Source organism: Microbacterium sulfonylureivorans (assembly GCF_003999995.1).
Lineage (GTDB): Bacteria > Actinomycetota > Actinomycetes > Actinomycetales > Microbacteriaceae > Microbacterium > Microbacterium sulfonylureivorans.
Genome location: NZ_RJAD01000001.1, coordinates 1,026,148 through 1,052,322 on the forward strand (window position 1 = coordinate 1,026,148; position 26,175 = coordinate 1,052,322).

20 protein-coding genes are annotated in these 26,175 nt (G+C 71.0%); 8 read left to right on the forward strand and 12 right to left on the reverse strand.

The genetic code is table 11. The annotated features are described in order from the left end of the window. Window positions 1-75 precede the first annotated feature (75 nt). The 4 genes from EER34_RS04530 to EER34_RS04545 all read right to left on the reverse strand — a co-directional run bounded on the left by EER34_RS04530 (window position 76) and on the right by EER34_RS04545 (window position 7,116). Window positions 76-2,448, reverse strand: a complete 2,373-nt coding sequence (locus tag EER34_RS04530) for a lamin tail domain-containing protein (RefSeq protein ID WP_127473348.1) — start codon at window positions 2,446-2,448, stop codon at window positions 76-78. A 252-nt stretch (window positions 2,449-2,700) separates the two neighbouring features. Beyond that, window positions 2,701-4,992 (reverse strand): glycoside hydrolase family 3 C-terminal domain-containing protein, encoded by a 2,292-nt coding sequence (locus tag EER34_RS04535; RefSeq protein ID WP_127473349.1) that lies wholly within the window; start codon window positions 4,990-4,992, stop codon window positions 2,701-2,703. 34 nt (window positions 4,993-5,026) lie between these two features. Further along, window positions 5,027-5,797 (reverse strand): phosphatase PAP2 family protein, encoded by a 771-nt coding sequence (locus EER34_RS04540; protein WP_127473350.1) that lies wholly within the window; start codon window positions 5,795-5,797, stop codon window positions 5,027-5,029. After that, window positions 5,797-7,116, reverse strand: coding sequence for an MFS transporter (locus EER34_RS04545; protein ID WP_127473351.1), 1,320 nt, complete (start codon window positions 7,114-7,116; stop codon window positions 5,797-5,799). The genes EER34_RS04540 and EER34_RS04545 overlap by 1 nt, the downstream gene beginning before the upstream one ends. A 102-nt stretch (window positions 7,117-7,218) precedes the next feature. On the opposite strand from EER34_RS04545, the gene EER34_RS04550 reads away from it, so the two are divergent. Next, window positions 7,219-7,860, forward strand: coding sequence for a TetR/AcrR family transcriptional regulator (locus EER34_RS04550; RefSeq protein ID WP_127473352.1), 642 nt, complete (start codon window positions 7,219-7,221; stop codon window positions 7,858-7,860). A gap of 106 nt (window positions 7,861-7,966) precedes the next feature. Next, a complete protein-coding gene (locus tag EER34_RS04555; protein ID WP_240642119.1) occupies window positions 7,967-9,469 on the forward strand; it encodes a carboxylesterase/lipase family protein in 1,503 nt (500 codons plus the stop codon). Between the two features lie 91 nt (window positions 9,470-9,560). Here EER34_RS04555 and EER34_RS04560 read toward each other — a convergent pair whose 3' ends face one another. The 6 genes from EER34_RS04560 to EER34_RS04585 form a co-directional block, all read right to left on the reverse strand. Continuing rightward, window positions 9,561-10,454 (reverse strand): hypothetical protein, encoded by an 894-nt coding sequence (locus tag EER34_RS04560; RefSeq protein ID WP_205791368.1) that lies wholly within the window; start codon window positions 10,452-10,454, stop codon window positions 9,561-9,563. A 484-nt stretch (window positions 10,455-10,938) separates the two neighbouring features. After that, entirely contained in the window at window positions 10,939-11,925 is a 987-nt protein-coding gene (locus EER34_RS04565) for an LLM class F420-dependent oxidoreductase (protein WP_127473354.1), read from the reverse strand. 9 nt (window positions 11,926-11,934) lie between these two features. Beyond that, window positions 11,935-12,831 (reverse strand): DNA-methyltransferase, encoded by an 897-nt coding sequence (locus tag EER34_RS04570; protein ID WP_240642120.1) that lies wholly within the window; start codon window positions 12,829-12,831, stop codon window positions 11,935-11,937. A gap of 28 nt (window positions 12,832-12,859) precedes the next feature. Then, the gene (locus EER34_RS04575) at window positions 12,860-13,909 is read right to left on the reverse strand and encodes a lipoate-protein ligase LplAB (protein WP_127473355.1); all 1,050 of its coding nucleotides are present in this window, start codon (window positions 13,907-13,909) and stop codon (window positions 12,860-12,862) included. 96 nt (window positions 13,910-14,005) lie between these two features. Then, the gene (locus EER34_RS04580; protein ID WP_205791370.1) at window positions 14,006-15,613 is read right to left on the reverse strand and encodes a glycoside hydrolase family 6 protein; all 1,608 of its coding nucleotides are present in this window, start codon (window positions 15,611-15,613) and stop codon (window positions 14,006-14,008) included. 216 nt (window positions 15,614-15,829) lie between these two features. After that, complete coding sequence (locus EER34_RS04585) at window positions 15,830-16,681, reverse strand: alpha/beta fold hydrolase (RefSeq protein WP_127473356.1); 852 nt, start codon at window positions 16,679-16,681, stop codon at window positions 15,830-15,832. Window positions 16,682-16,776: 95 nt separating this feature from the next. Here EER34_RS04585 and EER34_RS04590 point away from each other — a divergent pair, with 95 nt between their 5' ends. Both EER34_RS04590 and EER34_RS04595 read left to right on the forward strand, forming a co-directional pair. Further along, complete coding sequence (locus EER34_RS04590) at window positions 16,777-17,241, forward strand: MarR family winged helix-turn-helix transcriptional regulator (protein WP_127473357.1); 465 nt, start codon at window positions 16,777-16,779, stop codon at window positions 17,239-17,241. Window positions 17,242-17,246: 5 nt separating this feature from the next. Then, window positions 17,247-18,590, forward strand: a complete 1,344-nt coding sequence (locus tag EER34_RS04595; RefSeq protein ID WP_164743526.1) for an MFS transporter — start codon at window positions 17,247-17,249, stop codon at window positions 18,588-18,590. A 6-nt stretch (window positions 18,591-18,596) separates the two neighbouring features. On the opposite strand, the gene EER34_RS04600 is transcribed toward EER34_RS04595, so the two are convergent. Both EER34_RS04600 and EER34_RS04605 read right to left on the reverse strand, forming a co-directional pair. Further along, window positions 18,597-19,838 carry a D-arabinono-1,4-lactone oxidase gene (locus tag EER34_RS04600; protein ID WP_127473359.1) on the reverse strand — a complete coding sequence of 414 codons (1,242 nt, stop codon included), beginning with the start codon at window positions 19,836-19,838 and terminating at the stop codon, window positions 18,597-18,599. Next, window positions 19,835-20,839, reverse strand: a complete 1,005-nt coding sequence (locus EER34_RS04605) for a LacI family DNA-binding transcriptional regulator (RefSeq protein WP_127473360.1) — start codon at window positions 20,837-20,839, stop codon at window positions 19,835-19,837. Before EER34_RS04605 ends, EER34_RS04600 begins: the two co-directional genes overlap by 4 nt. A 195-nt stretch (window positions 20,840-21,034) precedes the next feature. On the opposite strand from EER34_RS04605, the gene EER34_RS04610 reads away from it, so the two are divergent. From EER34_RS04610 to EER34_RS04625, 4 genes are all read left to right on the forward strand, one after another. Then, on the forward strand, window positions 21,035-21,403 hold the full coding sequence (locus EER34_RS04610) for an L-rhamnose mutarotase (protein WP_127473361.1): 369 nt from the start codon (window positions 21,035-21,037) through the stop codon (window positions 21,401-21,403). Continuing rightward, the gene (gene rhaI, locus EER34_RS04615; RefSeq protein WP_127473362.1) at window positions 21,400-22,566 is read left to right on the forward strand and encodes an L-rhamnose isomerase; all 1,167 of its coding nucleotides are present in this window, start codon (window positions 21,400-21,402) and stop codon (window positions 22,564-22,566) included. Before EER34_RS04610 ends, rhaI begins: the two co-directional genes overlap by 4 nt. A 126-nt stretch (window positions 22,567-22,692) precedes the next feature. Continuing rightward, window positions 22,693-24,729 carry a bifunctional aldolase/short-chain dehydrogenase gene (locus EER34_RS04620; protein WP_127473363.1) on the forward strand — a complete coding sequence of 679 codons (2,037 nt, stop codon included), beginning with the start codon at window positions 22,693-22,695 and terminating at the stop codon, window positions 24,727-24,729. After that, a complete protein-coding gene (locus tag EER34_RS04625) occupies window positions 24,726-26,156 on the forward strand; it encodes a rhamnulokinase (protein ID WP_127473364.1) in 1,431 nt (476 codons plus the stop codon). Before EER34_RS04620 ends, EER34_RS04625 begins: the two co-directional genes overlap by 4 nt. Window positions 26,157-26,175: the final 19 nt, after the last annotated feature.

Here is a 26,175-nt window from a genome sequence, read left to right on the forward strand (position 1 = left end):
CTCTATCGAGCAGCCTCCGGGACGGACGACGGATGCCCCGGCACACCGCGTGCCGGGGCATCCGCTCATCCGCGACTACACGCGGGACGCACGGCGTCGCAGCAAGAGGAGCGCAGCGCCCGCGATGAGCAGCGCGAGCGCGCCGCCGACCGTGAGCGCGACCGCCGAGCCGTCCGCGCCGGTCACGGCGAGCGCGTCGGTGACGGTGACCTCGGTCCAGCCGATGACCTCACCCCCGGCATCCAGCACGACGATCCGGTGCGTGCCGGGTTCGACGCCCGCCGGGAGCGTCACCGTGACGGTGCCGTCCGCGGCCACGAGCTGCGCGCCGAGCGGGATCGGCGTCGAGTGCAGCCAGACCCAGACCGTCTGGCCGGCGTACTGCGTGCCGACGTAGACGGTGACGGTCTGACCGGCCGCGACCGAGTCCGGACCGTCCACCGCACCGCGCGTGGCATCGGTGAGCTCGTCGTCGCCCGCCGGGCCGGGAGCCCCGGTCGAGGACGGGGTCGGAGAGGACGTCGGCGCGGCGGTCGGCGTCACGCTCGGCGACGCGGAGGGCGTCGCCGAGGGTGTCGGCGTGACGGACGGCGTGGGGGTGGGCTCGCCCGGACCGCCGGTCGCCTCGCACGGCAGCGTGCCCTGCCGCAGCGAGAAGCCGTCGGTGTCGGCGTCATCCGCGTAGAACGTGGGCTTCGCGCCGTCGGCGCACACGGCGTCGTCGGCGACCGCGAATCCCTCGTTGGCGTAGTTCGCCGCGCCAGACGGACGCTCGAAGACGTGCGTCGACGCGAAGACGCCGGTCCCGGGATCGAGCTCGGAGAACGCGATACGTCCGTCGCAGGCCTCGTCGCACACGACCCACAGCCCGCCGCGGTCGGCGTCGTACTGCACGTCGGCGACGAGCGCGAAGGCGGTGGCGATGGTCGCGATGCGAGCGAAGGCGCCGTCGGCCATCAGCGCGTAGGCGTAGACGGATGCCGTCCCCTCGACACCGACGAAGAACAGGCCGCCGCCGTGGCCGGGGTAGTCGGCCGGGTCGTACGCGCCGCCGGTGACGCCGTCGAGGAAGCCGCCGGCCGTCAGGGCCCCGTCGGGTACCCACGTGATGCCCTCGAGCCCCGCGTTGGCGCCGAGGCCCGGGAAGTCGGGCGCGAGGTTCCACTCGTGCGTCGCGGTGAGCTCGCTGCCGGCGGCGCTCACGTCGTAGCGCAGCACCGCGGGCCGGCTGATCGAGCTCGCGTCGTTGTTGCGCTCGGTGGAGACGTAGACGCCGCCCGCCGAGTCGTCGCCGGTCACCGTCACGCCCTCGGCGTCGACCGCGCCGGCGCCGTCCGGGTAGCGCAGCGTCTTGCCTGCTCCCCAGTCGCCGGCGGTGTCCGGCGCCCAGTCGCCCGTCGCGCCGGCGACGAGCCTGTAGAGCAGTCCGTCGCCGTTCTGCACCGCCCACAGGGTGCCGAGCGGCGCCGAGCCGGAAGGCTCCCAGTCGAGGCCGCTGAGATCACCGGCGAAGGTGTCCTCCGCGTCGAGCACGCGCACGTCGGCACCGCCCGGCCAGGCCTCGTCGATCACGACACCCGCACACAGGTTCTGCGCACCCCGGGTCGCGCCGGTCGTCGCGGCGAAGTCGCCGCGCGGATCGGGGCAGCGCCCGTAGGTGTGCGCGGCGTGCGCGGTCCAGGAGTACGCGTCGAGGAGAGTCGACCCGTCGAACAGGCGCACCGAGTCGCCACCCCCGAGGCCGTAGCCGAGCGTGTCAACGACGAGGTACGCGCCGGGTGCGATCGTCGTGCCCGCGGGCACGGTGAAGGTGTGGTCGTCCTCGCTGTCGCGGATCATCAGGCCCGAGGCGTCCACCTCCGCACTGCCGACGTTGACGAGCTCGACCCAGTCCTCGCCGGACTCCGGCTGGCTCTCGACCTCGTTGAGGACGACAGGCAGGTCGCAGTCGTTCGCCGCCCCCTTCGTCGAGACGGTGGTCGTCGCGAAGTCGCCGGTGCCGTCGGGGCAGCGGCCGTACGAGACCGCGGAGTGGATGCTCCAGCCGTAGGTCGCGATCTCGGTCACGCCGTCCGGCAGGTACAGGTGCACCTCGTCGGCGTTGCCCAGGCCGAAGTCGAAGCCGACCGGGTTCGAACCGCTCGCCTGGTCGATGACGAGGAAGCCACCGGGCGCCACGACGGAGCCCGCCGGGAGCGTCCACGGCTCCCGCGTCGCGTCGTTGTCACGGAACCGCGCGCCCGAGAGGTCGACGGGCGCTGATCCGACGTTGTAGACCTCGACCCAGTCGGTGTCGTCGCCGTTGCTTTCGACCTCGTTGATGACGATGGTCGGGTCTGCGGCGCTGGCCGGCGCCGCGACCAGGGCTGGGGCGACCACGACCGCGAGCGCGGCCAGGACAGCGGGAAGCGCGCGCAGGCGCGCGCGGACAGGCGAGGGAGAAGGCATCGGGTGTGCACCTTGCTGTGGGGGGCGGACGATCCCCCACAGCGTCCTGGCAGCCGGCGACGAGCAGGTGAACGGCGGATGACCGTTCCGCAGTCGCGCGGTTGCCGGAAGGGGCGCCGTCCGGCCCCGGTGCGTCGCGCCCCGAGGTGGGCGCCCGGGAGGGCCCCGCCACTCAGGCGGAGCCCTCGCCTCTGGTCGTGCGACGCGATCGGAGCCTGGCCGACGGGCCGGGGCATCCGATCTCCGCGATGCTCAGCCCTGCTGCGGGGCGTTCGCCATCGCGATGAGACCGTCGATCATCTCGGGGTTGATCGCGCCGTTCGAGTCGCCCGCGGCGAACATGCCCGCGCGACCGATCGGGAACGACTCCATCATCTTCGACGCATCGACGCCCTCGGGCATGATCGCCTCGACGCCCTCCATGCCGCCCATCATCTGCGCGATGGCCGCCTGGACCATCTCGCCGACGACGGGATGCGCCATGACCTCGCCGATCGACGACGTGCGCGACAGCGGCAGCGAGACGGGGTCGCCGTCGACGGTCACCGAGACGGACGAGCGGATGTCGCGGCTCGACGCGGCGACGTCGACGGCGTACTCGCCGCCCTCCACGACCCAGCCGTCGAGCCGGATGTCCCAGTACGCGAGGTCCTTGCGACGGACGGTGAGTGCGACCTCGCGGCTCTCGCCCGCCGTCAGCGCGACCGACGCGAAGGCCTTGAGCTCGCGGACCGGGCGCTGGACCTTGCCGCCGGGCAGCGACGTGTAGACCTGCACGACCTCGCGGCCGTCGCGGTCGCCGGTGTTGGTCACCGTGACCCGCACGTCGATGTCGCCGGCGGCATTCACCGAGGCCGCGGCATCCCCATAGGAGAAGGTCGTGTACGACAGACCGTGGCCGAACGGGAACGCGACGCCCATGCGACGCGAGTCGTACCAGCGGTACCCGACGAACAGGCCCTCGCCGTAGCGGACGTGCGAGAACTCGCCCGGGAAGTCGAGGAACGCGGGGGTGTCCTCGAGGCGGAGCGGGATCGTCTCGGTGAGCTTCGCCGAGGGGTTCACCACGCCGTACAGCACGTCGGCGATCGCACCGCCGCCGGCCTGGCCGAGCAGCCAGCCCTCGAGGATCGCCGGCACGCGATCGGCGAACGGGAGCGCAACGACGCCGCCGTTGGAGAGCACGACGACCGTGTTCGGGTTGACCTCGAGCACGGCGTCGAGCAGCTCGAGCTGCACGGCCGGCAGGTCGATGTGCTCGCGGTCGTAGCCCTCCGACTCGGCGGCCGCGGGGAGGCCGAGGAAGACGACGGCGACCTCGTTCTTCGCCGCCAGCGCGACGGCGTCGGCACGCAGCTGAGCGGCGTCGCCCGTGCCGTTGAGCGTGAAGCCCTGGGCCTGGAAGACGTAGTCCTCGGTCGCCTGCGAGACGATCTCGAGGGCGACGTCGTCGACGCGCGTCGGATTGATCATCGACGACCCGGCGCCCTGGAAGCGGGGCTTGTCGATGAAGCCGCCGATGAGCGCGACCGAGGTCTGCGCCTTGAGCGGCAGCAGTCCGTCGTTCTTGAGCAGCACGATCGAGCGACCGGCGGCCTCGCGGGCCAGCGCGTGGTGCGCGTCGACGTCGAGCGGGCCCTCGATCGCGCCCGCGCCGGCCTCGACCTTGCGCACGAGGTCGAGCACACGGCCGGCCGCGACATCCACCACCGACTCGTCGAGCGAGCCGTCCTGCACCGCGGCGACGATCTGCGCGTCGGTGACTCCGTTCGTCGTCGGCATCTCGAGGTCCATGCCGGCGGCGAGGCCCGGGACGCGCTCGTTCACGGCGCCCCAGTCGGAGACGACGAGCCCTTCGAAGCCCCACTCGTCGCGCAGGACCTTCGTGAGCAGCCACGGGTCCTCCGACGCGTAGACGCCGTTGATGCGGTTGTACGAGCACATGACGGTCCACGGCTGCGCGTCCTCGACCACGCGCTGGAAGCCGCGCAGGTAGATCTCGCGCAGCGGCCGCGGGTCGACGTCGCTGGACGCCCGCATGCGGTCGTCCTCCTGGTTGTTCGCGGCGAAGTGCTTGAGCGACGTGCCCACGCCCTTCGACTGGATGCCGTTCACGATCGCGGCTCCGAGCACGCCCGAGACGATCGGGTCCTCCGAGAGGTACTCGAAGTTGCGGCCGCACAGCGGCGAGCGCTTGATGTTGATGCCGGGGCCGAGCAGCACGCCGACGTTCTCGATCGCGGTCTCGGTGCCGAGCGCCTCGCCGACGCGGCGCACGAGGTCGACGTCCCAGGACGAGCCGAGGCCGACCGCGGGCGGGAAGCACGTGGCGGGCACGCTGTCGCCCAGACCCAGGTGGTCGCCGCCCTCGCGCTGCTTGCGCAGCCCGTGCGGGCCGTCCGTGACCATGATGCTCGGGATGCCGAGACGCTCGACGGGCTTGGTGTACCAGAAGCTCGCGCCGCTCGTGAGCGATGCCTTCTCCTCGAGCGTGAGGTCGGCGACGGATGCCGAGGGTACGGCTGCGGTCGTGGTGTCGGTCATGGTGACCATCCTTTCGTGGATGAAGGGTCGGGTGTCAGGCGTCGGCCGCGGGTCGGCGCCCGAAGCGGAGGAACCACACCGGCCGGCCGTAGTCGCGCTGCAGCCAGGGCCAGAAGGCCCACCACATGAGCAGCACGCCTGCGACGCCGGCGACGATGCCGAAGAACGTGTCGGAGAGCCAGTGGGCGTTGATGAGCGTTCGCTGCCACATCATGCCCACCGCGATCAGGGTGCCGACGACCCACCACGCGAGGCGGAGCGTCCGGCGATCGCCCGGAACGAGCGCGGCGACGATCGCGACGAGCGCGCCCGCTGCGACGGCGTGGCCCGAAGGGAACGATCCGTGGTCGACCGTGAACAGCGGGCCGAAGAGCGACAGCACATCGTCGGCGGCCGGACGCGGCCGGTCGACCAGGTTCTTCATGCCCTGCGAGTACAGGCCGAGCGAGACGAGGCACGACGCGAAGACGAACAGAGCAGATCGCCACCGACCGACCACGGCGAGGCCGACGGGGAGCAGGATCACCATGAACAGCGCGCCCGGCGCCTCGCCCAGATACTGGAAGAACATCGGCAGGAACCACGTGTGGCTGCCGCCGTCCGGCGCCGCGCCGACGAGGCGCCGCCACCAGTCGTCGATCGGCTGTGCGAACGGACCCTCCGCATTGAGCGAGACGACCAGCCCCATGAGGCCGAATGCGCCCAGCAGCACGAGCGCCCACACCAGCAGCGCGAGCGGGCGCCCGGTGCGGAGAGCGGATGCCGCGGCATCCGTCCTCTGGACCGTGTCGGTGCGCGCCGCCATCAGCGGCTCGCCTTGATCGGCCACACGGCGAAGGCGCCGAGGATGCTCAGCACGATGCCGACGGGGAAGAGCCCGATGAATCCGACCGAGAGGACGATCCCGCCTGCGACGGCCGGGGCGAGCGTCTGCGGCAGGGTCGCGGCGATGTTGACGACGCCGAGGTCCTTCGCGAACGACTTGGCCGACGGCAGCACCTGGCTCATCAGTGCGGTGTCGACGGCCTGGAACATGCCGAAGCCGAAGCCCGAGATGAAGGTCATCAGCATCCACGCCTCGATGGTCGGCGAGACCATCGGGATGATCATCGCGAGACCGACGAACACCGACGAGCCGAAGATGAACGGCTTGCGACGGCCGATCCTGTCGGAGAGGGGACCGGAGATGATCGTCGAGATGAGGATGCCGACGAGGCTCAGCACGCCGAGGATCGGGATGACCGTCGCGGGGTCTTCGATGCCCAGGTAGTCCGTGAGGATGAAGAACTGGTAGCCGGTGACGGCGAAGTAGCCGGTGTAGAGGAGCAGCCGGCCGGTGAACGCCCAGAAGAAGTCGGGGTGCTTGACGGGGTTGACCCAGAAGGTGCGCAGGAAGTCGACGAGCCTGAAGGGCTCCGGCACGATCTCTCTGCTCGAGTAGTCCGGGTTGAAGATGACGAACAGCGTCAGCGTCACGAGCGAGATGACCGCGAAGATGACGTATCCGGCGGCGATGCTGTGCAGGAACATCGAGCCCACGATCGAGCCGCCGAGGGCGCCGACCATCAGGCCGATGCCCGACAGCGCGGCGAACGTTCCTCGGCGCGCGAGGGGCACACGGTCGGGCATGACGGCACTCAGGGGGCCCTGCGCGAAGTTGTAGCAGATCTGGACGAGGGTCCAGGCGATCACCAGACCGACGAGCGAGTCCGCGAAGGCGAGACCCGTCAGGGCGAGGCCGCCGGCGAGGGAGCCGATGATGATCCAGGGGGCGCGGCGTCCGAAGCGCGAGCGCGTCCGGTCGGAGATCTGTCCGGCGATCGGCTGGGCGAGGATCGAGGCGAACGAGCCGATCGTCGTGATGATCAGAAGGTTCACGTACTTGTTCGCCGAATCGAACTCGGTGACCTGGGCGGGGAGCAGGATGCCGGGCACGGCTCCCCAGATGAGGAAGATCCCGAGGTTGGCGGGGATGATCCACCACAGGAGGCGGCGGAGGCCGCGGATCGGGGCGGGCGGGTCGTCGTTCCCGGCGGCGGTCGCGACGAAGGTGTTCTCGGTCATCGGGGCGCTCGAGATCGCCTCGGGCTCGGGGGCGAGAGCGGAGTCAGACGGCGTTGTCATTGTGCGGTCCTGTTCGGGTGGAGAGCGCTCCTCGTCGAGCGCCAGCAAAACCATATGTCATTTGGTTTTGAGAAATCAAGCATCGTTCGGTTTACTGTCCCCATGGTCGAAAGCGGGAAAGAACGCAGGGGTTCTTACGCGAAGGGCGTCGCGAAGCGCGAGGAGATCCTCGAGCGCGCACTCGACGTGATCGCGCGAGAGGGCTACCGAGGCGCCTCGGTGAAGGAGCTCGCGGATGCCGTCGGCCTCAGTCAGGCAGGTCTCCTCCACTACTTCGACAGCAAGGAGGAGCTCTTCACGGCGATCCTGCGCAAGCGCGACGAGGTCGACTCGGTCGGATTCGGGCTCTACGAGGCGGACGGCTCGATCGCGATGGGCAGCATCCGCGACGGCTACCTCGGAGTGATCCGGCACAACGCCGACGTCCCCGGCCTGGTGCAGCTGTTCGCCCGGCTCTCGGTCGATGCGGCCGATCCCGAGCACGCGGCCCACGACTTCTTCGTCGGGCGCGGCGAGAACATCCGCGGCGTCTTCGCGCAGGCGCTCGCGGCCAGGCAGGCCGCGGGCGAGATCACCGACCGGATCGACCCGACGACGCTCGCGCGCATCTTCCAGGCCGTCGCGGACGGCCTCCAGGTGCAGTGGATGCTCGAACCCGACGTCGACATGGCGGCCACCGTCGACGCCCTCTTCGAAGCCCTCGACCCGCGCCGCAGCGAGCCGTCGGGTGCGGCCGATGAGTGAGCCGACCGGCACCCCCGCTCCCTTCCCTGCGCCGACCCCGGCGCCGGCGACACACCGATCGCGCCCGGCATCGACGCCGGCGGGGACGAACGAAAGGCGGCCCTCTGTGGCGCAGCATCCCGACAGCCCGATCGTCACGATCGCGCCCGGCGACGTCCGCGGTGTCTGGCGCGGCGAGCCCGGCGCGCCCGGATCCTCGGCGGCGTTCCTCGGCATCCCGTTCGCCAAGGCCCCCGTGGGCGAGCTGCGCTTCGGCGCGCCCGTGCCGCCCGACCCGTGGACCGGAGTGCTCGACGCCACCCGCTACGCCGCGACGGCGCAGCGCGGAGACCCGGGCATCACTCTCATCCCCGAGCCGTCCATCCCCGGAGATGCGACGCTGAATGTGAACGTCTTCACCCCTGTGCCGGGAGAGGCGGATGCCGCGCTCCCGGTGCTCGTGTGGATCCACGGCGGCGGATTCATCAGCGGCTCCCCCGCGAGCCCCTGGTACGACGGGCGCGCCTTCAACCGCGACGGCGTCGTGACCGTCACCCTCTCGTACCGACTCGGCTTCGACGGGTTCGGGCACATCCCGGGCGCCCCGTCGAACCGCGGCGTCCGAGACTGGCTCGCCGCCCTCGAGTGGGTCCAGGAGAACGTCGCCGCATTCGGCGGCGACCCGTCCCGCGTGACCATCGCGGGGCAGTCCGCCGGCGGCGGCGCGGTGCTGACACTGCTCGGGATGCCCGCCGCACAGCACCTGTTCCACTCCGCGTGGGCGCTCTCCTCCGCCATCGCGGACGTCAGCCCCGAGCGCGCCCGCACGCTGTCGGCCAAGCTCGCCAACCTGGCCGGAGTCGCGCCGACGCGCGAAGGCTTCGCGTCCGTCCCCGAGGAGCGGCTCCACGAGCTGCAGGAGCAGGCTTCGTCGCCCGACGACCCCAACCCCCTGGCGGGCATCCTCATGCTCCTGCAGGACGGCCTGTCCCTGGGCCCGGCCATCGACGGCGACCTGATCGCGCAGCCGACCCTCGAGTCGCTGCGCTCCGGAGTCGGGGCGGACAAGCCGCTCGTGCTCGGCGCCACCGACGACGAGTTCACGATGGTCACCGACTCCGCGAAGGGCAAGCTCCGCTTCGTCCCGGCGAGCGTGGCACTGACGAAGCTGCAGCCGACGAAGGCGATCCGCCGGGCCTACCTCGCGGCCAACGCAGCGCAGCGCAGGAAGGGCACCGCCGCCGTCCTCGGCCGGTATGTCACCGACGTGGTGTTCCGGTCGGCCGTCGTCCGCATCGCCGAGGTGCGCGGCGACGCGACCACGTGGGTCTACCGCTTCGCCTGGTCGTCGCCGAAGCAGGGCTGGGCGATGCACTGCCTCGACGTGCCGTTCTGGTTCGACTGCCTCGACGCGGAGGGCGTGCCCGAGATCGCCGGAGACGCTCCGCCGCGCCGGCTCGCCGCCGCCGTGCACGGCGCCGTCGTCGGACTCATCCGCGACGGCGACCCGGGCTGGCCGGCGTGGGCGATTCAGCCGGGCGCGACGCGCGTGTTCGGGGGCGAGGCATCCCGCCCCGACGTCGACGCCGACGGCTACGCGTCCGTGCGCCCGCTGCTCCAGCCCACTTGAGGGTCGCGTCTCCGACACCGTGATACGGACGGGCTGGATGCTCCCTGTCGCGTCTGAAACGCCGCCTTCCGGTCACTCCGGCCCCGCCGTTTCACGGGGTCGGGCGGCGCGGAACAGGAGGATGCGAGACGGAGCCCGCCGACGCGCCACGCCGCAGACGCCCTGTCCTCAGCAGGCCGACGATCGCCGCGCGCACGTCGCCTGCGTGCCACATGATGTCTTCGGCGATCGGTCGATAGGTTGCGAATCCGCGTGCGGCGGCGGCCTGGTCGCGGCGCCGATCACGCCGTTGCTCCTCCCACGAGGAGTGGAACGCGTGGCTGTCGCACTCGATGATGAGCCACCCATCGACGACGAAGTCGACCCGCCCGACACCGTCGATCTCGACCTGCACCTCGAACGACGCGCCGAGCGACCGCAGGATGAGCCGCACCAGTGTCTCCGGCCCGGACTCTGCACGCTCGTCTATGAGTCGTCGGAGGACTCTGTGCCGGACGGGCAGGGATTCGAACAGTGCGTCGAGGTCGTCGGGATGGAGGAGGCCGAGACGGAGCGCAGAGTCGAGCGTCGCCACTGCCGCCCTCGGCGGCTGGCAGCGGACGGCCTGGACGACGGCGTCGAACACCTCGACAGCCGCCGAATCCGGGTGGGGCCTCCGCCTCAGCCTCCCCCAGTGGCGACGCAACCGTCGGTTCGTCTTCAGCGAGCGGGCTCGGTTCTGATGCAGGTGAACGTGGAGAGCGTCGCCTTCCAGGACGAACACACCGAGCCGTGCCAGTTCCGAGACGCAGGCGAGCCGGCCGCCGGCCGCACACGCGTCTACGAGATCGCGGTGCACGCCCGGTGTGACGTACGCATTGGCGCGCGGCTTGAGCAGACGCCCGTCGGCGACGGCCTCGGCGAGGGCTCGGTCGGTCCATCCAAGGGCGCGGAGTTCCCTCCGCCGATGGCGAGTAACGGTGGAGGACGACATCGGCAGCAGCATGGGTCGACCGTGACGGCTCGTCGAGAGTCGCGGCGGCACCTTCGCGCGGACGGTGGAGAGTCAGGCGTCAGCGGCGCCTGGGGAGACACCGCCCCTCCACGTGAAAGCGGCGGGACAAACCACGCCATCCCGACTCGCTTGCGGCGGTCATCCGCATAATCTCCCGCACGCTTCACGCGGAGCTGCGCGCAAGCGCGCCACCCGGCGTCAAGCCGCGGCGACGGCATCGCGCGGACCGTGGAAGTCCAGGCGTCAGCAGCAGCTCATGAGACAGCGCCCATCGCCGTGAAGGCGGCGGGACAAACCAAGCCATCTCGGTCCGTTCGAGCCAGCTCCCCGCAGAATCTCCCGCGCGTTTCACACGGAGCCGTGCGACCGCGCCGCCCGGGCGCCGGGCGCGGCAGCGGCACGCCACGGCAGGGCCGTCCACCGCCACCCCACCCCGCCACCCGGCCGCTCGCTTGCTCGGGCGACCCAGGCGTGCCTAGCCGAGCGAGCCGACGACCTCGCGCTCGAAGAGCTGCACGCCCGAGCGGTCGTACGCAGCCTCGGGGAAGTAGTGGATCGCGTAGCCCAGGCCGTGGCGCTCGCGCTCGGCGAGGCGCTCGGCGACCTGCTCGACCGATCCGAATGCGGGAGAGGTGAGGTACTCCTGCTCCATGGCGTCGGCGCGCTCCTGGCCGACGAAGGGCAGCACGCGCGCCTTGACGGCCGCGAGGCGATCGGATGCCTCGGCCTCGGTCTCGCCGACGATGGTGTTGAAGTTGCCCGACCTGGTGATCGTCGCGAAGTCCCTGCCGAGGGCGTCGCAGTGCCCTCGGAGGATCGCGCTCTTGCGGTCCCACACCTCGAGCGAGCCGTTGAAGTTCGTGTATGCGGCGTACTGCGCGGCGATCTTCAGCGTGACCTTCTCGCCGCCGCCGGCGATCCACAGCGGGATGCCGCCCTCCTGCAGCGGCTGCGGCCGGACGATCGCGCCGTCGACCTGGTAGTGCTTCCCGTGGAGGGTCGCCGTGCCGGTCGTCCAGGCCTGGGTCATGATCTCGACGCCTTCGCGGAGCATCCCGAGTCGGTCGCGCACCTCGGGGAATCCGTAGCCGTAGGCACGCCACTCGTGCTCGTACCATCCGCCGCCGATGCCCATCTCGGTGCGACCGCCCGAGACGGCGTCGACGGTCGCGGCGACCTTGGCGAGGTACGCGGGGTTGCGGTAGGCCATGCAGGTGCACATCTGCCCGAGGCGGATCCGACCGGTGGATGCCGCGAACGCGGCCATCAGCGTCCAGGCCTCGTGGGTCGCCTCCTCGGAGGCCACCGGGGTGGTGTGGAAGTGGTCGTAGACCCACAGCGACTCCCACGGGCCTTCGTCGGCGAGCTGGGCGAGCGTGGCCATGACGCGCCACTGGTCGGCGGGCTCGATGCCGACGAGGTCGAATCGCCAGCCCTGGGGGATGAAGGTTCCGAAGCGCATCGCCCCAGCCTACGAGGGCGACGGGCCGTCGTGGCCGATGACGCGGGCATGCGGCATCCGCTCTCGCATGACCGCGATCGCGGCGGGGTTGTCGTCGACGAGCACCGCGTCGCGTCCGAGCGCCGATGCGACGGCTCCGGTCGTGCCGCTGCCGGCGAAGAAGTCGAGGACGCGGTCGCCGGGGCGACTCGACGCCTGCACGATGCGTCGCAGGATCCCTTCGGGCTTCTGCGTCGGGTATCCGGTCTTCTCCCGGCCGGTCGTCGGCACGATGGTGTGCCACCACACATCGGTGGGCAGCTTGCCGCGGGCCGCCTTCTCGGGAGTGACCAGACCCGGCGCCATGTATGGCTCGCGGTCGACGGCCTCGGAGTCGAACCAGTACCGATCCGGGTCCTTGACGTAGACGAGGATCGTGTCGTGCTTCGTCGGCCAGCGCTTGCGTGTCTTGGCGCCGTAGTCGTAGGCCCAGATCAGCTCGTTGAGGAACCGGTCGCGGCCGACGAGCGCGTCGAGGAGCACCTTGGCGTAGTGCGCCTCGCGGTAGTCGAGGTGCAGGTAGAGCGTGCCGTCGTCGGCGAGCAGCCGCCACGCCTCGACGAGGCGAGGCTCGAGGAAGCCCCAGTAGTCGTCGAACCGGTCGCCGTACGCCCGGAGGTCGCCGCGCAGTCGCTCGTACTCGCGGCCGTGGAACCCCTTGCGGACGACCGCGTCGACGGCCCGATCTTCACCGGGCGTGCGAGCGGTCTCTAGCGCCCGTTCCTGGGTGCGCCCGGTGTTGAACGGCGGGTCGAGGTAGATGAGGGTGAACGACGCGTCGGCGAATCCGCGGAGCACCGCGAGGTTGTCCCCTTTGTGGATCTCGACGGAACCGGATGCCGCGCCCTCGGCAGGGGGAGGGTTCACCGTCGGCCGGTCTTCACGGGAACGCGCGTCACGGCACTCGGCGCAGCCATGCGTCGGTGGCGAACTTCGACTCGACGAGCGCCTCGGCTTCGGCGTATTCCTCTTCGGTGATATGCCCCGGCACGGCGCCGTACAGCTTCGCGAACGTCTCCTTGAACCGGTCGATGACGGCTTCGCGCGGCAGTCCGGTCTGACGTCGCAGCGGGTCGACGCGCTTGGCGGCCGACGTCGTGCCCTTGTCGCTGAGCTTCTCGCGACCGATGCGAAGCACCTCGGTCATCATCTGGCCGTCCATGTCGTAGCTGAGGGTCGCGTGGTGCAGCACCCCGCCGTTCGCGAGCCGCTTCTGCGCGGCTCCGCCGATCTTGCCCTGGGGCGACGCGATGTCGTTGAGGGGCTGGTAGGTCGCCTCGATCCCGAGCGAGCGCAGCGCCTGCAGCACCCAGTCGTCGAGGAACGCGTAGGAGTCGGCGAAGGTGAGACCCGCGACGAGGGATGCCGGCACGTACAGCGAGTACGTCACGATCGAGTTCGCGGCCATGAGCATCGCTCCTCCGCCCGAGATGCGTCGCACGACGTCGAACCCGTGCCGGGCGGCGCCGTCCGGATCGACCTCGTTGCGCAGTGACTGGAAGGAGCCGATCACCACGGCGGACTCGTTCCACTCCCAGAGCCGCAGCGTCGGCCGGCGCCGGCCGTCTCCGACCCTCCCCGTGAGGACCTCGTCGAGCGCGAGGTTCATGCGCGGCGAGACCGGCTTCTCGTGGACGATCTCCCAGTCGAAGTCGCGCCAGCCGGGTGCGGTGACGAGGGCGCGCCGGACCGCCGTGCCGACGGCCTCCGGCGTGAAGCCGAGCAGCTGTGCGCCGTCGGGCAGCGCGGAGCGCACGGCCGTCGCGATGGCCGTCACGTCGGCCTCGATCGGCAGGCCGTTCACGGCTGCGTCGATGTCGTCGAGCGCCGAGTCGGGCTCGAGGAAGAAGTCGCCCGCGAGGTGGAAGTCCGCGATGCGGCCGTCGCGCTCCTCGAGGTCGACGACGACCAGCTTTCCTCCGGGCACCTTGTATTCGCCGTGCATGTGTTCAGCCTATTGCCGCGGCGCCGCAAGCCGTCCGGGACGAAGGTGCGGACGCGGCGGCGCCGAGAGGAAGCATCCCGGCGCCGCCGCCGCCCGTCAGGAGGTGCAGGCCCTCCCGTTGAGGTGGAACTGCCAGGGTTCGACGGCCGCTCCTGTGCCGGTGAGGACGAGCGCGGCGGTCTTGCCCGGGCGGAGCGCGGGGTGGACGCGCGGAGCCGTCACGGTGACGTCGGCGCCGTCCTGAACCGCCGAGCCGCCGACGACCTTGACGACCTTCTGGTTCGAGTCGAACGTCCACGACAGGGTCCACGGGGCCAGGGTGGTCGTGCCGTCGTTGCGCACGGTCAGCGCGGCGACGAAGCCCTTGCCGATCTTCTTGCCGACGACCTTCACGTGGCAGTCGAGAGGGGCGATCGGGGGGTTCGCGAGGACGATCAGCTCGCGCGCCTGCTCGACGAACCACTGTCCGGCCGCGGGATCCTCGATACCCCGCTCGGGGTCGAGCGGACCTGCCGTGCCTCGGTAGCACTTGCCGTCGGACTCGCCGGGGACCTTGATCCACAGGTACGCGTCGACGAGCGCAGCGCCGGTCTCGGTGGAAGGACGCAGCCCCAGTCCGCGGTCCGGCGGGTTGCACCAGTCCTCGTGCGCCGAGTAGACGCCGTCCGGGTAGTCCCAGGGCCCGAGCCCGTTGCGGCTCGTGTCGATCACGAAGCGCGTGGTCGGCTCGACGGCGCCCAGGATCGAGGCGTACCTCGAATCGACCCCGTCGGTGTTCAGCGCGAGGTCGGCATTGCCGGGGCTCCACTCGCCGTACTGCGACATCGCCGTGCCGTTCCAATCCGTCGCCGGACCTCCGTTCCAGTACTGGTTGCCGCACGCGCCGAAGCCTCCCGGGGCGACCTCGGTGACGTACGCGATGCACGACGAGACCCACGTGCCGAAGTACGTCGAGTTCGTCGTGAACTGGTAGTTCGAGGCGTTGAGGAAGAAGCCGTCGGCGCGCTGCACGCCGCCCTTGAGGAGCCTGTCGGAGATCTCGCCGACATTGAGCCAGCTCGCGCCGGTTCCGTCCAGATACACCGAGGTGGTCGCCAGCGCACCGAGCGCGTCGACCGCATAGTTCAGCTGCGTGTAGCGGTCGCTCGCGGCAGTCGCCGCCGGCACCTCCGCGGGCTGGCACCATTCGAGGTTGCCGTCGAGGGTGGTGTAGTGCGGGATGATCCCGAGACCGTCCGGCTCGAGGATGACGGTGGCGGCACGGTCGCCGATGCCCGCCGCAAACCCGTCGATCCACGCCTGGTACGCCGCGGTGTCCAGGGCCCCGCCGGCCGAGTACTGGGCGCAGTCGCGGAACGGGAGGTTGTAGGCGACGAGCACCGGCATCTCACCGCGGGCGTCGGCGGCGCTGACCACGGCGTCGACGGCCGCCTCGACCTCATCGGGCGTGCCCTCGGTGAACCAGTCGGCGGAGGGAATGGAGCCGAGCAGCTGGGCATCGGCGCGGGCCTGGCCACTGAGCGACTGCGCCGCTTCGAGGGTCGTGCTCCACGGGTTCAGATAGAGGTCCGAGCCGGCGAGGCCGTCGTCCGCGGCGCTCGCAGGCATAGCCGCCAGCGGCACGGCCAGCCCTGCGGCGAGGGCCGCGACCGCGCCGAGCGCGACGACCCGCCGTCGGGACGAATGGGGGGATGAGTGGGACATAAGGGGTTCTCCTCGGGTCTTCGTCGACCGGTACCCGCGACATCGTTGCCGGGGCCGACCGTCGTGGGAGCGCTCCCACGACGGTCACTGGTGTCAGGATGTCGCACCGAGCATTGGAACGTCAACGGGGGGCGCGGCATCCGCCCCTCAGCCGGACGGGAGAGCCGGCCGGTCCGCCTGGGCGCTCAGCCGCCGATGCGTCGGCGCAAGCCGGCTTCAGTCACGCGCCGGAAACCGCTGATCCAACCAGGCGAGCAGGTCGCCCCGCACATCCTGCTGTGTGACGTCGTTGAAGATCTCGTGCCGCGCACCTGGGTACACCAGCGTCGTCACGTCGGTGAGGCCCGATCGGGTGCGGTAGGCGTCGGCGAGCTTGTGCACGCTGACGGGGCCGCCGACGGTGTCGTCGCGTCCCACCATGAGCAGGACCGGGATGTCGAAGCCGAGGTTCCTGCGCGGCTTGCCCACCAGGCGCACCGTGTCGATCGGGCCGAAGAGCTTCGCGAGCGGCTCCGAGGTCGTGAGCGGATCGTCGAGGAATGCGCGGCCCACATCGGGGTCCGACGCGAGCCACTCCATTCCATTCGCGTCGGGGCCCTTCCACGGGGCGTTGAGGTCGCCCGAATTGAGGGAGCCTGGCCAGCGCAGCGCGCTCCCGCTGAGCACGACGGCGTCGTACGCCTCGGGGTGATCGTTCACGAGGATCTGCGTGAGGAACGAGCCCCACGAGTGTCCGAGGATCACGAGCGGCAGGCCGGGGTTCTCGTCGCGGATGAGCTCGGTGAACTGCCAGACCGCGGCCACCGCTGCCCGATGCCCGCCCGGGCCGAGGCGTCCGAGCCTCGAGGCGTCCCCGTCGTGGTGGCCCATCCCGGTGCGGCCGTGACCACGGCGGTCGTCGGCGTAGACCGTGTAGCCGTCGGCGGTGAGCGCGTCGATCAGTGCCGCGTAGCGGCCGGCGTGCTCTCCGACGCCGTGCAGCAGCTGGACGACCGCCCGAGGCCCGGTCTTCGCGGGATGGACGTCGTAGAAGATCGCGATGCCGTGCGCATCGATGAACTCGGGCATGCGCAGAAGTCTAGGCGTCACGGGATGCCGCGACCCGGCTCCGCGGCATCCGGGAATTCCTTTAGCAAGACTAATGAGCTATGCTAACTAATCGGATGAGCAGCGATACGAAACCCACGACGACATCGGCAGACCACCTCGACGACCTTTCCGAGGCGGCGTCGCAGCTGCGCATCTCGACCTTCCGCCTCGCACGACGCATGCGCACGCAGCGCGCGGTCGACTCGATGAGCGACGGGCAGTTCGCCGTCCTCGCGGCGCTGTGGGTGCACGGCTCGCACACGCTCGGCGAACTCGCCGACCGCGAGCGGGTATCGGCTCCGTCGATGAACCGCACCGTCAACTGCCTCCAGGATTCGGGGTACGTGAGCCGCGCCGCGGATGAGACGGACGGCCGCAAGGTGCAGATCTCACTCACCGACGAGGGCCGCGCGGTGGTCGACGAGACCGCGCGACGCCGCGATGCCTGGGTCGAGGCGGCACTCGCCGACCTCACCGACGACGAGCGCGCGACGCTCGCGAAAGCGGCCGACCTCATGCAGCGGATGGTCGCCCGATGACCCCCATGTTCCGCTCCTTCTCCGTCTTCAACTACCGGGTCTGGTTCATCGGCGCTCTGGTCTCGAACGTGGGTGCCTGGATGCAGGCAACCGCACTGAGCTGGGTGGTGCTGACCGAGCTCACCGACAACGACGCCGCCGCCATGGGCGTCACCATGGCGCTGCAGTTCGCTCCCCCGCTGCTCCTGGTCGGCGTCACCGGCTATGTGGCCGACCGGTTCGATCGGCGCAAGCTGCTCGTGGTGACGCAGAGCCTCCTGCTCGTGGTCGGGGTCGTGATCGGCATCCTGCTCCTGCTCGGCGTGATGACGCTGCCGATCATGTACGCGTTCGCGCTCGGCCTCGGGGTGATCGCCGCGTTCGACAACCCGGCGCGTCAGGCATTCGTATCCGACCTGGTCTCGCGCGAGATCGCATCGAACGCCGTCGCCCTCAACGCCGCCTCCTTCAACGGCGCCCGCATGATCGGCCCCGCGGTCGCCGGCGTCGTGATCGTGGCGGTCGGCACCGGGTGGGTGTTCCTCGTGAACGGGATCACATTCCTCGGCATGATCGTGGCGCTGCTCGTCATTCGCACCGACGAGCTCGTGCCGCGCGTCAAGGCGCCGGGCGCGTCCCGGCTCGCCGACGGATTCCGCTACGTCGCCCGACGGCCCGACCTCATCGTCACGTTCGCGATGGTCTTCATCGTCGGCGCGTTCGGCATGAACTTCCCGATCTTCGCGTCGACGATGGCTCTGGAGTTCGGCCAGGAGGCCGACGGCTACGGCCTCCTCAGCTCCATCCTCGCGATCGGCTCTCTCGCCGGCGCGCTCATGGCCGCGCGCCGTGATCGCGCCCGGATCCGCGTCGTGATCGGCGGCACCCTGCTGTTCGCCGGCGCCGCCGCCGTCTCCGCCTTCATGCCGACGTACTGGGCATATGCCGTCACGCTCATGTTCACCGGCTTCGCCGTCGTGACGATGCTCACGACCGCCAACGGATACGTCCAGACGACCACCGACCCGGCCCTGCGCGGCCGCGTGCTGGCGCTCTACATGGCGATCCTCATGGGCGGCACGCCCATCGGCGCACCGATCGTCGGGTGGGTCGCCGCCGAATTCGGACCCCGGCAGGCGATCCTGCTCGGTGCCGGCGCAGCGCTCGTGGCGTTCGCGATCGGCGCGACCTGGCTGATCGTGTCGGGCCGACTGCATCGCAGCGAGGAGCGCCGGTTCCTCCTCACGATCGACGAGACCCGACCGCTGTCGGTGGTGCCGGTGCCCGAGGAGTTCAGCGACGAGGTCGCGGCGACGACGCCGGTCAGGGTGCCGTCAGAGGACGCGCTCAGCGCGCGCCGCGCGGGCTGAGTCGGCTCAGCGGGCCTCGCGCACGCCGACCCGCTCGAGGTGGGCGTTGCCGAATCGCCCGTCGGGGTCGAGCCGCCCGAACACGGCCCGCGCCTGGGCGAGCCGAGGGTGGACCCGCTCGAGGGCCATCCGCTCGAAACCGTGTCGCTTGCCCCAGTGCGGCCGTGCGCCGAAGGGGGCGAGCGCGCTCTCCACGCGCGGCAGCACGGCAGCCACGCCGACGGGGTCGTTGCGCCACGTGAAGTGGATCGCGACGACATCCTGCCCGTAGGCGGGGCTCAGCCACAGGTCGTCGGCCGCTGCCGTGCGCAGCTCGCTGACGAACAGCAGCGGACGGATGAGGTCGCCGAGCTCGAGCATCGCCCGCAGCGCGGCGGGGGCGTGCTCGCGCGAGACGAAGTACTCGCTCTGGATCTCGTCGCCGAACGACGGCGTGCCGTCCAGCCGGAAATGCGGGAGCCGCAGCATCCACGGCCCCGGCGCGCCGCGCAGCTCGGTGACGTCCGCGAGCCCGCCGAGCGGCTCGGCGTCGATGTCGAGCACGCCGTCGAGCAGCGTGCCCGGCACGGGGTCGTCGTCCGCGTCGAGCCGGGACTTCACCCAGACCCATCCCACCGACGACGCCTCCCAGCGCGTGAACACCGAGACGCTGTAGCCCGAGCCGGTGACCGCGTCGAGGTCGGTGAGAGCGGCATCCCACGACACTCCCCGGTAGACGTCCTGCCGCATGCGGTACGCCGGCCGGGTCTCGATGTCGAGCGACACCACGACCCCGTACGCGCCGAGACCGACCGCGAGGGCGGCGAAGTCCGGGTCGCCGCGGCGCACCTCGCGCACCTCGGCGCCGGCATCGACGAAGCGGATGCCGCGCACCGCCGTCGTGAGCACGCCCTGGGCATCGCCCGATCCATGCGTGCCGGTCGCCGTCGCCCCCGCGACTGAGATGTGCGGCAGCGACCCGAGGTTGTGCAGTGCGAGACCGCGTTCGTCGAGCCACGCGGCCAGCACGCCGTAACGGGTGCCGGCGGCGACGCGCACCTCGCCCTCGCGCAGTTCGAAGCCTCCCTCGAGACCGGACAGATCCAGGAGCGTGCCGGTGGTGTCGGGCAGGTCGGTGAACGAGTGGCGTGTGCCCAGCGCGTGCACCGGTCCGTCGCCGGCCATGGCCCGCACGACGTCGGCCTCGCTCCACACCGGCACGATGCGCGGTGCGGTGTAGTCGTAGGTCCCGGCCCAGTTGCGCGTCATCGCGGCCTCGTGGAGTCGCGCACGACGAGCTCGGGCTGGAACACGACCTGCTCGCGCTCGGCCGCGTTCTCGACCTCGGCCAGCAGCAGCTCGACCGCCCGGCGTCCGATGAGCTCGCTCGGCTGGCGGATGGACGAGAGCGGCACGACGGCCGCGGCCGAGAAGTCGATGTCGTCGTAGCCGATGATCGCGATGTCGTCGGGCACGGCGACCGACCCGAGCATCACGAGGGCCTGCAGGACGCCGACGGCGAGCAGGTCGTTGGCGGCGAACACGGCGTCGGGCCGAGAGCCGGGTGCGCGGTCGCGCAGGCGCCCGCCGGCGGCGCGACCCTCGAGGACGGTGAGCGCTGTGGTCTCGACCACTTCGAGCGAGGCATCCGGATGCTCCGCCACCGCGCGGCGGGCCCCCTCGAGGCGATCCGCGACCTGGCGCACCGCAGCCGGACCCCCGACGAACGCGATGCGGCGGCGGCCGGTGTCGATGAGGTGGCTGACCGCGAGGTAGCCGCCTGACACGTCGTCGACCGAGACCGACGAGAAGTCGCTGCCGTCGCTCGGCCGATCGACGAGGACCGCCGGGATGCCTCGCGCACGGAGCCCCTCGAGCCGCGCCGAGACGTCGTCGACGGGGGTGATCAGGACCCCGTGCACACGCTGCTGCTCGAACAGATCGAGGTAGCCCGACTCGCGGGCGGGATCGTCGTCGCTGTTGCCGAGAAGGATCGACAGATCGTTCGCCGCGGCCGCGCGCTCGGCGCCGCGGGCCACGTCGGTGAAGAAGGGGTTGCGGACGTCGAGCACGACCAGGCCGATGCTGCGGCTGCGGCCGGCGCGAAGCTGCCGGGCGGCGTCGTTGCGCACGAACCCCAGCTCGTCGATCGCCGCCTGCACCCGCTCCACGGTCGCGGGCGCGACCTTGTCGGGGCGGTTGAGCACGTTCGAGACGGTGCCGACCGACACCTGCGCGAGCGCGGCGACGTCTTTGACACTGATCGTCACCGCGAGCCCCTTCCGGACCGCCCGGCGCAGGGCGGCGAATGGCACGACTGTACACCGGCCGACCGAGACCGGGCCGTCGCCGGCCGACCGCCGCCTTGACAACCGCACGGTGCTCCGCCTACCTTGGACGCAGGAAGTGAAACGATTCATTCCCTCGAAACCTCCTCGACGCCGAGGACTCCGAACCAGAGAACCATGCCACGCATCGCCTTCCAGCTTCAGGTCGAGCCAGAGCTGCTCGACGAGTACCTCCGCCGCCACTCCCCGGTGTGGCCGGAGATGCTCGCAGAGATCGCCGCCGCCGGCCGCCGCAACTACACGCTCTTCCTCGCGGACGGCGGCCGCCTCGTCGGCTACTACGAGACCGACGACGACGACGCCGCGCAGGCCTACCTCGCGAAGTCGGCGGTCGCCGCGCGCTGGGAGGCCGAGATGGGCCGCTTCTTCGTCGGCCTCGACGGTCGGCCCGACCAGGCCGCCGTGCCCCTCACCGAGATCTTCCACCTCGAAGACCAGCTCGCGGATGCCGAGGCATCCGCCATCGCAGAAAGCGACGCATCGTGACCACCCTCTCCCCCGACACCCTCGCCCAGCTCGAAGGCCAGGGCATCGAGCTGCCCTCGTGGGCCTTCGGCAACTCCGGGACCCGGTTCCGCGTCTTCACGACCGAGGGCACACCCCGCGACCCCTACGAGAAGATCGCCGACGCGGCGAAGGTCAACGAGTTCACGGCGCTCGCGCCGAGTGTCGCGCTGCACATCCCGTGGGACAAGGTCGACTCGTACGACGATCTGCGCAACCACGCCGAGGGCCTCGGCGTCGCCCTGGGCACGATCAACTCGAACACGTTCCAGGACGAGGACTACAAGTTCGGCGCCCTGACCCACCACGACGACCGGATCCGCCGCAAGGCGATCGACCACCACTTCGAGTGCATCGACGTCATGCACGCGACCGGGTCGCGCGACCTGAAGATCTGGCTCGCGGAGGGCTCGAACTACCCGGGTCAGGCCGACATGCGCGCCCGCCAGGACCGCCTTCAGGACTCGCTCCAGCAGATCTACGCCCGCCTCGGCGACGACCAGCGGCTCGTGCTCGAGTACAAGTTCTTCGAGCCGTCGTTCTACCACACCGACGTTCCCGACTGGGGAACCTCGTACGCCCAGGTCGCCTCGCTCGGCGACAGGGCCATGGTGTGCCTCGACACCGGTCACCACGCACCCGGCACGAACATCGAGTTCATCGTCATGCAGCTGCTGCGCCTCGGAAAGCTCGGCTCGTTCGACTTCAACTCGCGCTTCTACGCCGACGACGACCTCATCGTGGGCGCGGCCGACCCGTTCCAGCTGTTCCGGATCCTGTTCGAGGTCATCCGCGGCGGCGGGCTCAACAACCCCGACGTCGCGTTCATGCTCGACCAGTGCCACAACATCGAGGACAAGGTCCCCGGCCAGATCCGGTCGGTGCTCAACGTCCAGGAGATGACGGCACGGGCGCTTCTCGTCGACGCCGCTGCGCTCGACGCCGCGCAGAGTGCGAACGACGTGCTCGCCGCCAACGCCGTGTTCATGGACGCCTTCTACACCGACGTGCGTCCTGCCCTCGCCGAGTGGCGCGAGTCCCGCGGTCTTCCGGCCGACCCCATGGCCGCCTACGCCGCCTCCGGGTACCAGCAGCAGATCGCCGCCGACCGCGTCGGCGGGACTCAGGCCGGCTGGGGCGCGTAGCCGCCGGGGCGGACCGGACCTCGGACCCCCGGTTCGACCGCGGCAACACGCCGGGACCCGCCCCCTCCACTCGCACATCGCCGCGAGCGAACACCACTTCCCCACCACGACGCAAGGAACCCCCTCATGACCAACCAGGCAGCAGCCGACCTGATCGCACGGTCGAACCGCCTCGGCGCCGACCCGAAGAACACCAACTACGCCGGCGGCAACACGTCGGCGAAGGGCACCGACACCGACCCGGTGACCGGCGAGCCCGTCGAGCTGCTGTGGGTCAAGGGCTCCGGCGGCGACCTCGGCACGCTGACCGAGTCGGGGCTCGCCGTGCTGCGGCTCGACCGCATGCGCGCGCTCGTCGACGTCTACCCCGGTCTCGAGCGCGAGGACGAGATGGTCGCCGCGTTCGACTACTGCCTGCACGGCAAGGGCGGGGCGGCGCCGTCGATCGACACCGCGATGCACGGCCTCGTCGACGCCGCGCACGTCGACCACCTGCATCCCGACTCGGGCATCGCGATCGCGACGGCGGCCGACGGCGAGGCCCTCACCCCGACGATCTTCGGCGAGAAGGTCGTGTGGGTGCCGTGGCGTCGCCCGGGCTTCCAGCTCGGACTCGACATCGCCGAGATCAAGGCGCAGAACCCGTCCGCCATCGGCTGCATCCTCGGCGGCCACGGCATCACGGCATGGGGCGACACATCCGACGAGGCCGAGGCGAACTCGCTGTGGATCATCGAGACCGCGCAGGCCCACCTCGACGCCCACGGATCGGCGGAGCCGTTCGGCCCAGCGCGCGCCGGGTTCGAGGCTCTGCCGGAGGCCGCGCGCCGCGCGAAGGCCGCCGCGCTCGCCCCGACGATCCGCGGACTCGCGTCGACCGACAAGCCCATGGTCGGCCACTTCACGGACTCCGCCGAGGTTCTCGACTTCCTCGCCGCGGAGAACGCGCCCCGCCTGGCGGACCTCGGCACGAGCTGCCCCGACCACTTCCTGCGCACAAAGGTCAAGCCGATGCTGCTCGACCTGCCGGCGGACGCGACGGTCGAGGCATCCCTCGCCCGCCTCGGCGAGCTGCACGAGGCGTACCGCGCGGACTACCAGTCGTACTACGACGCCCACGCCACCGCCGAATCGCCCGCGATCCGCGGCGCGGACCCGCTCATCGTGCTCGTGCCCGGCGTCGGCATGTTCTCGTTCGGCGCGAACAAGCAGACGGCCCGCGTCGCCGGCGAGTTCTACGTCAACGCGATCAATGTGATGCGCGGCGCCGAGTCGATCTCGACCTACAGCCCGATCTCCGACGCGGAGAAGTTCCGCATCGAGTACTGGGCGCTCGAGGAGGCCAAGCTGCAGCGGATGCCGAAGCCGAAGACCCATCAGGGGCGCATCGCGTTCGTCACCGGCGCCGCCTCCGGCATCGGCAAGGCCATCGCCACACGCCTCGCCGCCGAGGGCGCGTGCGTCGTCGTCGCCGACCTCGACCTCGAGAAGGCGCAGGCCGCTGCGGCGGAGCTCGGCGGGACGGATGTCGCGATCGGCGTCGCCGCGAACGTCGCGGACGCCGAGGGCGTGCAGGCGGCGATCGATGCCACGGTGCTCGCGTTCGGCGGCATCGACCTCGTCGTCAACAACGCCGGCCTGTCGCTGTCGAAGCCGCTGCTCGAGACCACCGAGAAGGACTGGGACCTGCAGCACGACGTCATGGCGAAGGGCTCGTTCCTCGTCGCGAAGGCAGCGGCGAAGGCGCTCATCGAGCAGAAGATGGGCGGCGACGTGATCTACATCTCGTCGAAGAACTCCGTCTTCGCCGGCCCGAACAACATCGCGTACTCGGCGACCAAGGCCGACCAGGCCCACCAGGTACGCCTCCTCGCGGTCGAGCTCGGCGAGCACGGCGTGCGCGTCAACGGCATCAACCCCGACGGCGTCGTGCGCGGCTCGGGCATCTTCGCCGCCGGCTGGGGCGCCAATCGCGCCGCGACCTATGGCGTGAAGGAAGAGGACCTCGGCCAGTATTACGCCAACCGCACGATCCTCAAGCGCGAGGTCGTGCCCGAGAACGTCGCCGACGCGGTCTACGTGCTGACCGGTCCCGAGCTCTCGCGCACGACGGGCCTGCACATCCCGGTGGACTCCGGGGTGGCGGCGGCGTTCCTGCGATGACCGGAGAAGCCGCCGGCGGGGCGGTCGCGGCGGTCGACCTGGGCGCCACGAGCGGCCGGGTCATGATCGGGCGCGTGAGCGACGGGATGCTTCAGCTCGAGTCCGTCGCACGGTTCCCGAACGGTCCGGTGCCCGGCCCCGACGGCCTGCACTGGGACTTCACGGCGCTGTACCGGCACATCCTCGACGGCCTCCACGAGGCTGTCGAGCGGGAGCCGGGTCTCGCGAGCGTCGGCATCGACTCATGGGCGGTGGACTACGGTCTCGTCGAAGGCGGCGAGCTCGTGGCCGAGCCGTTCCACTACCGCGACGAGCGCACGCTGCGCGGCGTCGCGCAGGTCCACGACGTGGTCCCCTTCGCCGAGCTCTACCGACGCAACGGCCTGCAGTTCCTCGCGTTCAACACGCTCTACCAGTACGTGACGGAGCGTGGTCTCGCCGACGCCGACGTGGCGCTCCTCGTGCCCGACCTCGTCGCGTTCCTGCTGACGGGAGCCCGCGTCGCCGAGCGCACCAATGCCTCGACCACGGGTCTCGTCGACGTCCGCACCGGGCAGTGGGATCTGGAACTCGCCGAGCGCCTCGGGATCCCGGCATCCGTCCTCCCGGCCCTCGTCGACCCCGGCGCTCGCCTCGGCACGCTCACGGGCGCGGCGCGCGAGCGCGTCGGCGCTCCGCTCGAGGTCGTCGCGGTCGGCTCGCACGACACCGCCTCGGCGATCGTCGCGGTGCCGCTGAGCACGCCGAGCGCCGCATACATCTCGTGCGGCACGTGGGGACTCGTCGGCGTCGAGCTCGACGAGCCCGTCGTGACCGACGCCGCACGTGAGGCGAACTTCACGAACGAGGGCGGCGTAGACGGGCGCGTCCGGTTCCTGCACAACGTCACCGGGCTCTGGCTGCTGAGCGAGTCGGTGCGGGCGTGGGAGGCCGAGGACGGCGCCGCGATCGACCTTCCGGGACTGCTGGATGCCGCGGCATCCGTCGCCGGCGACATCCCGCTCTTCGACGCGAACGATCCGCGCCTGTCGGCTCCGGGCGACATGCCCGCGCGCATCGCCGCCGTGCTCGACGAGGCCGGACACGCCGTGCCCGCCTCGCGCGCCGCATTCGCCCGGACGATCGTGGAGAGCATCGCGGAGGCGTTCGCGGGGGCCGTGCGCACCGCCGGCCGACTGACCGATCGCGAGGTAGACGTCGTGCACGTCGTGGGCGGCGGGGCCCTCAATCGCCTGCTCTGCCAGGCGACGGCCGACCGGTCCGGCCTGCCCGTGCTCGCCGGACCCGTCGAGGCGACCGCGCTCGGCAACGTGCTCGTGCAGGCGCGCGCCCACGGCTGGTTCGGGGCGGATGCCTCGCTCGAGACCCTCCGCGCCGCCGTGGTCGCCGCCTTCCCGCCTGAGCGTTTCGAGCCTCACGCAGAATAGGACGGCGACGGCGCCCCCA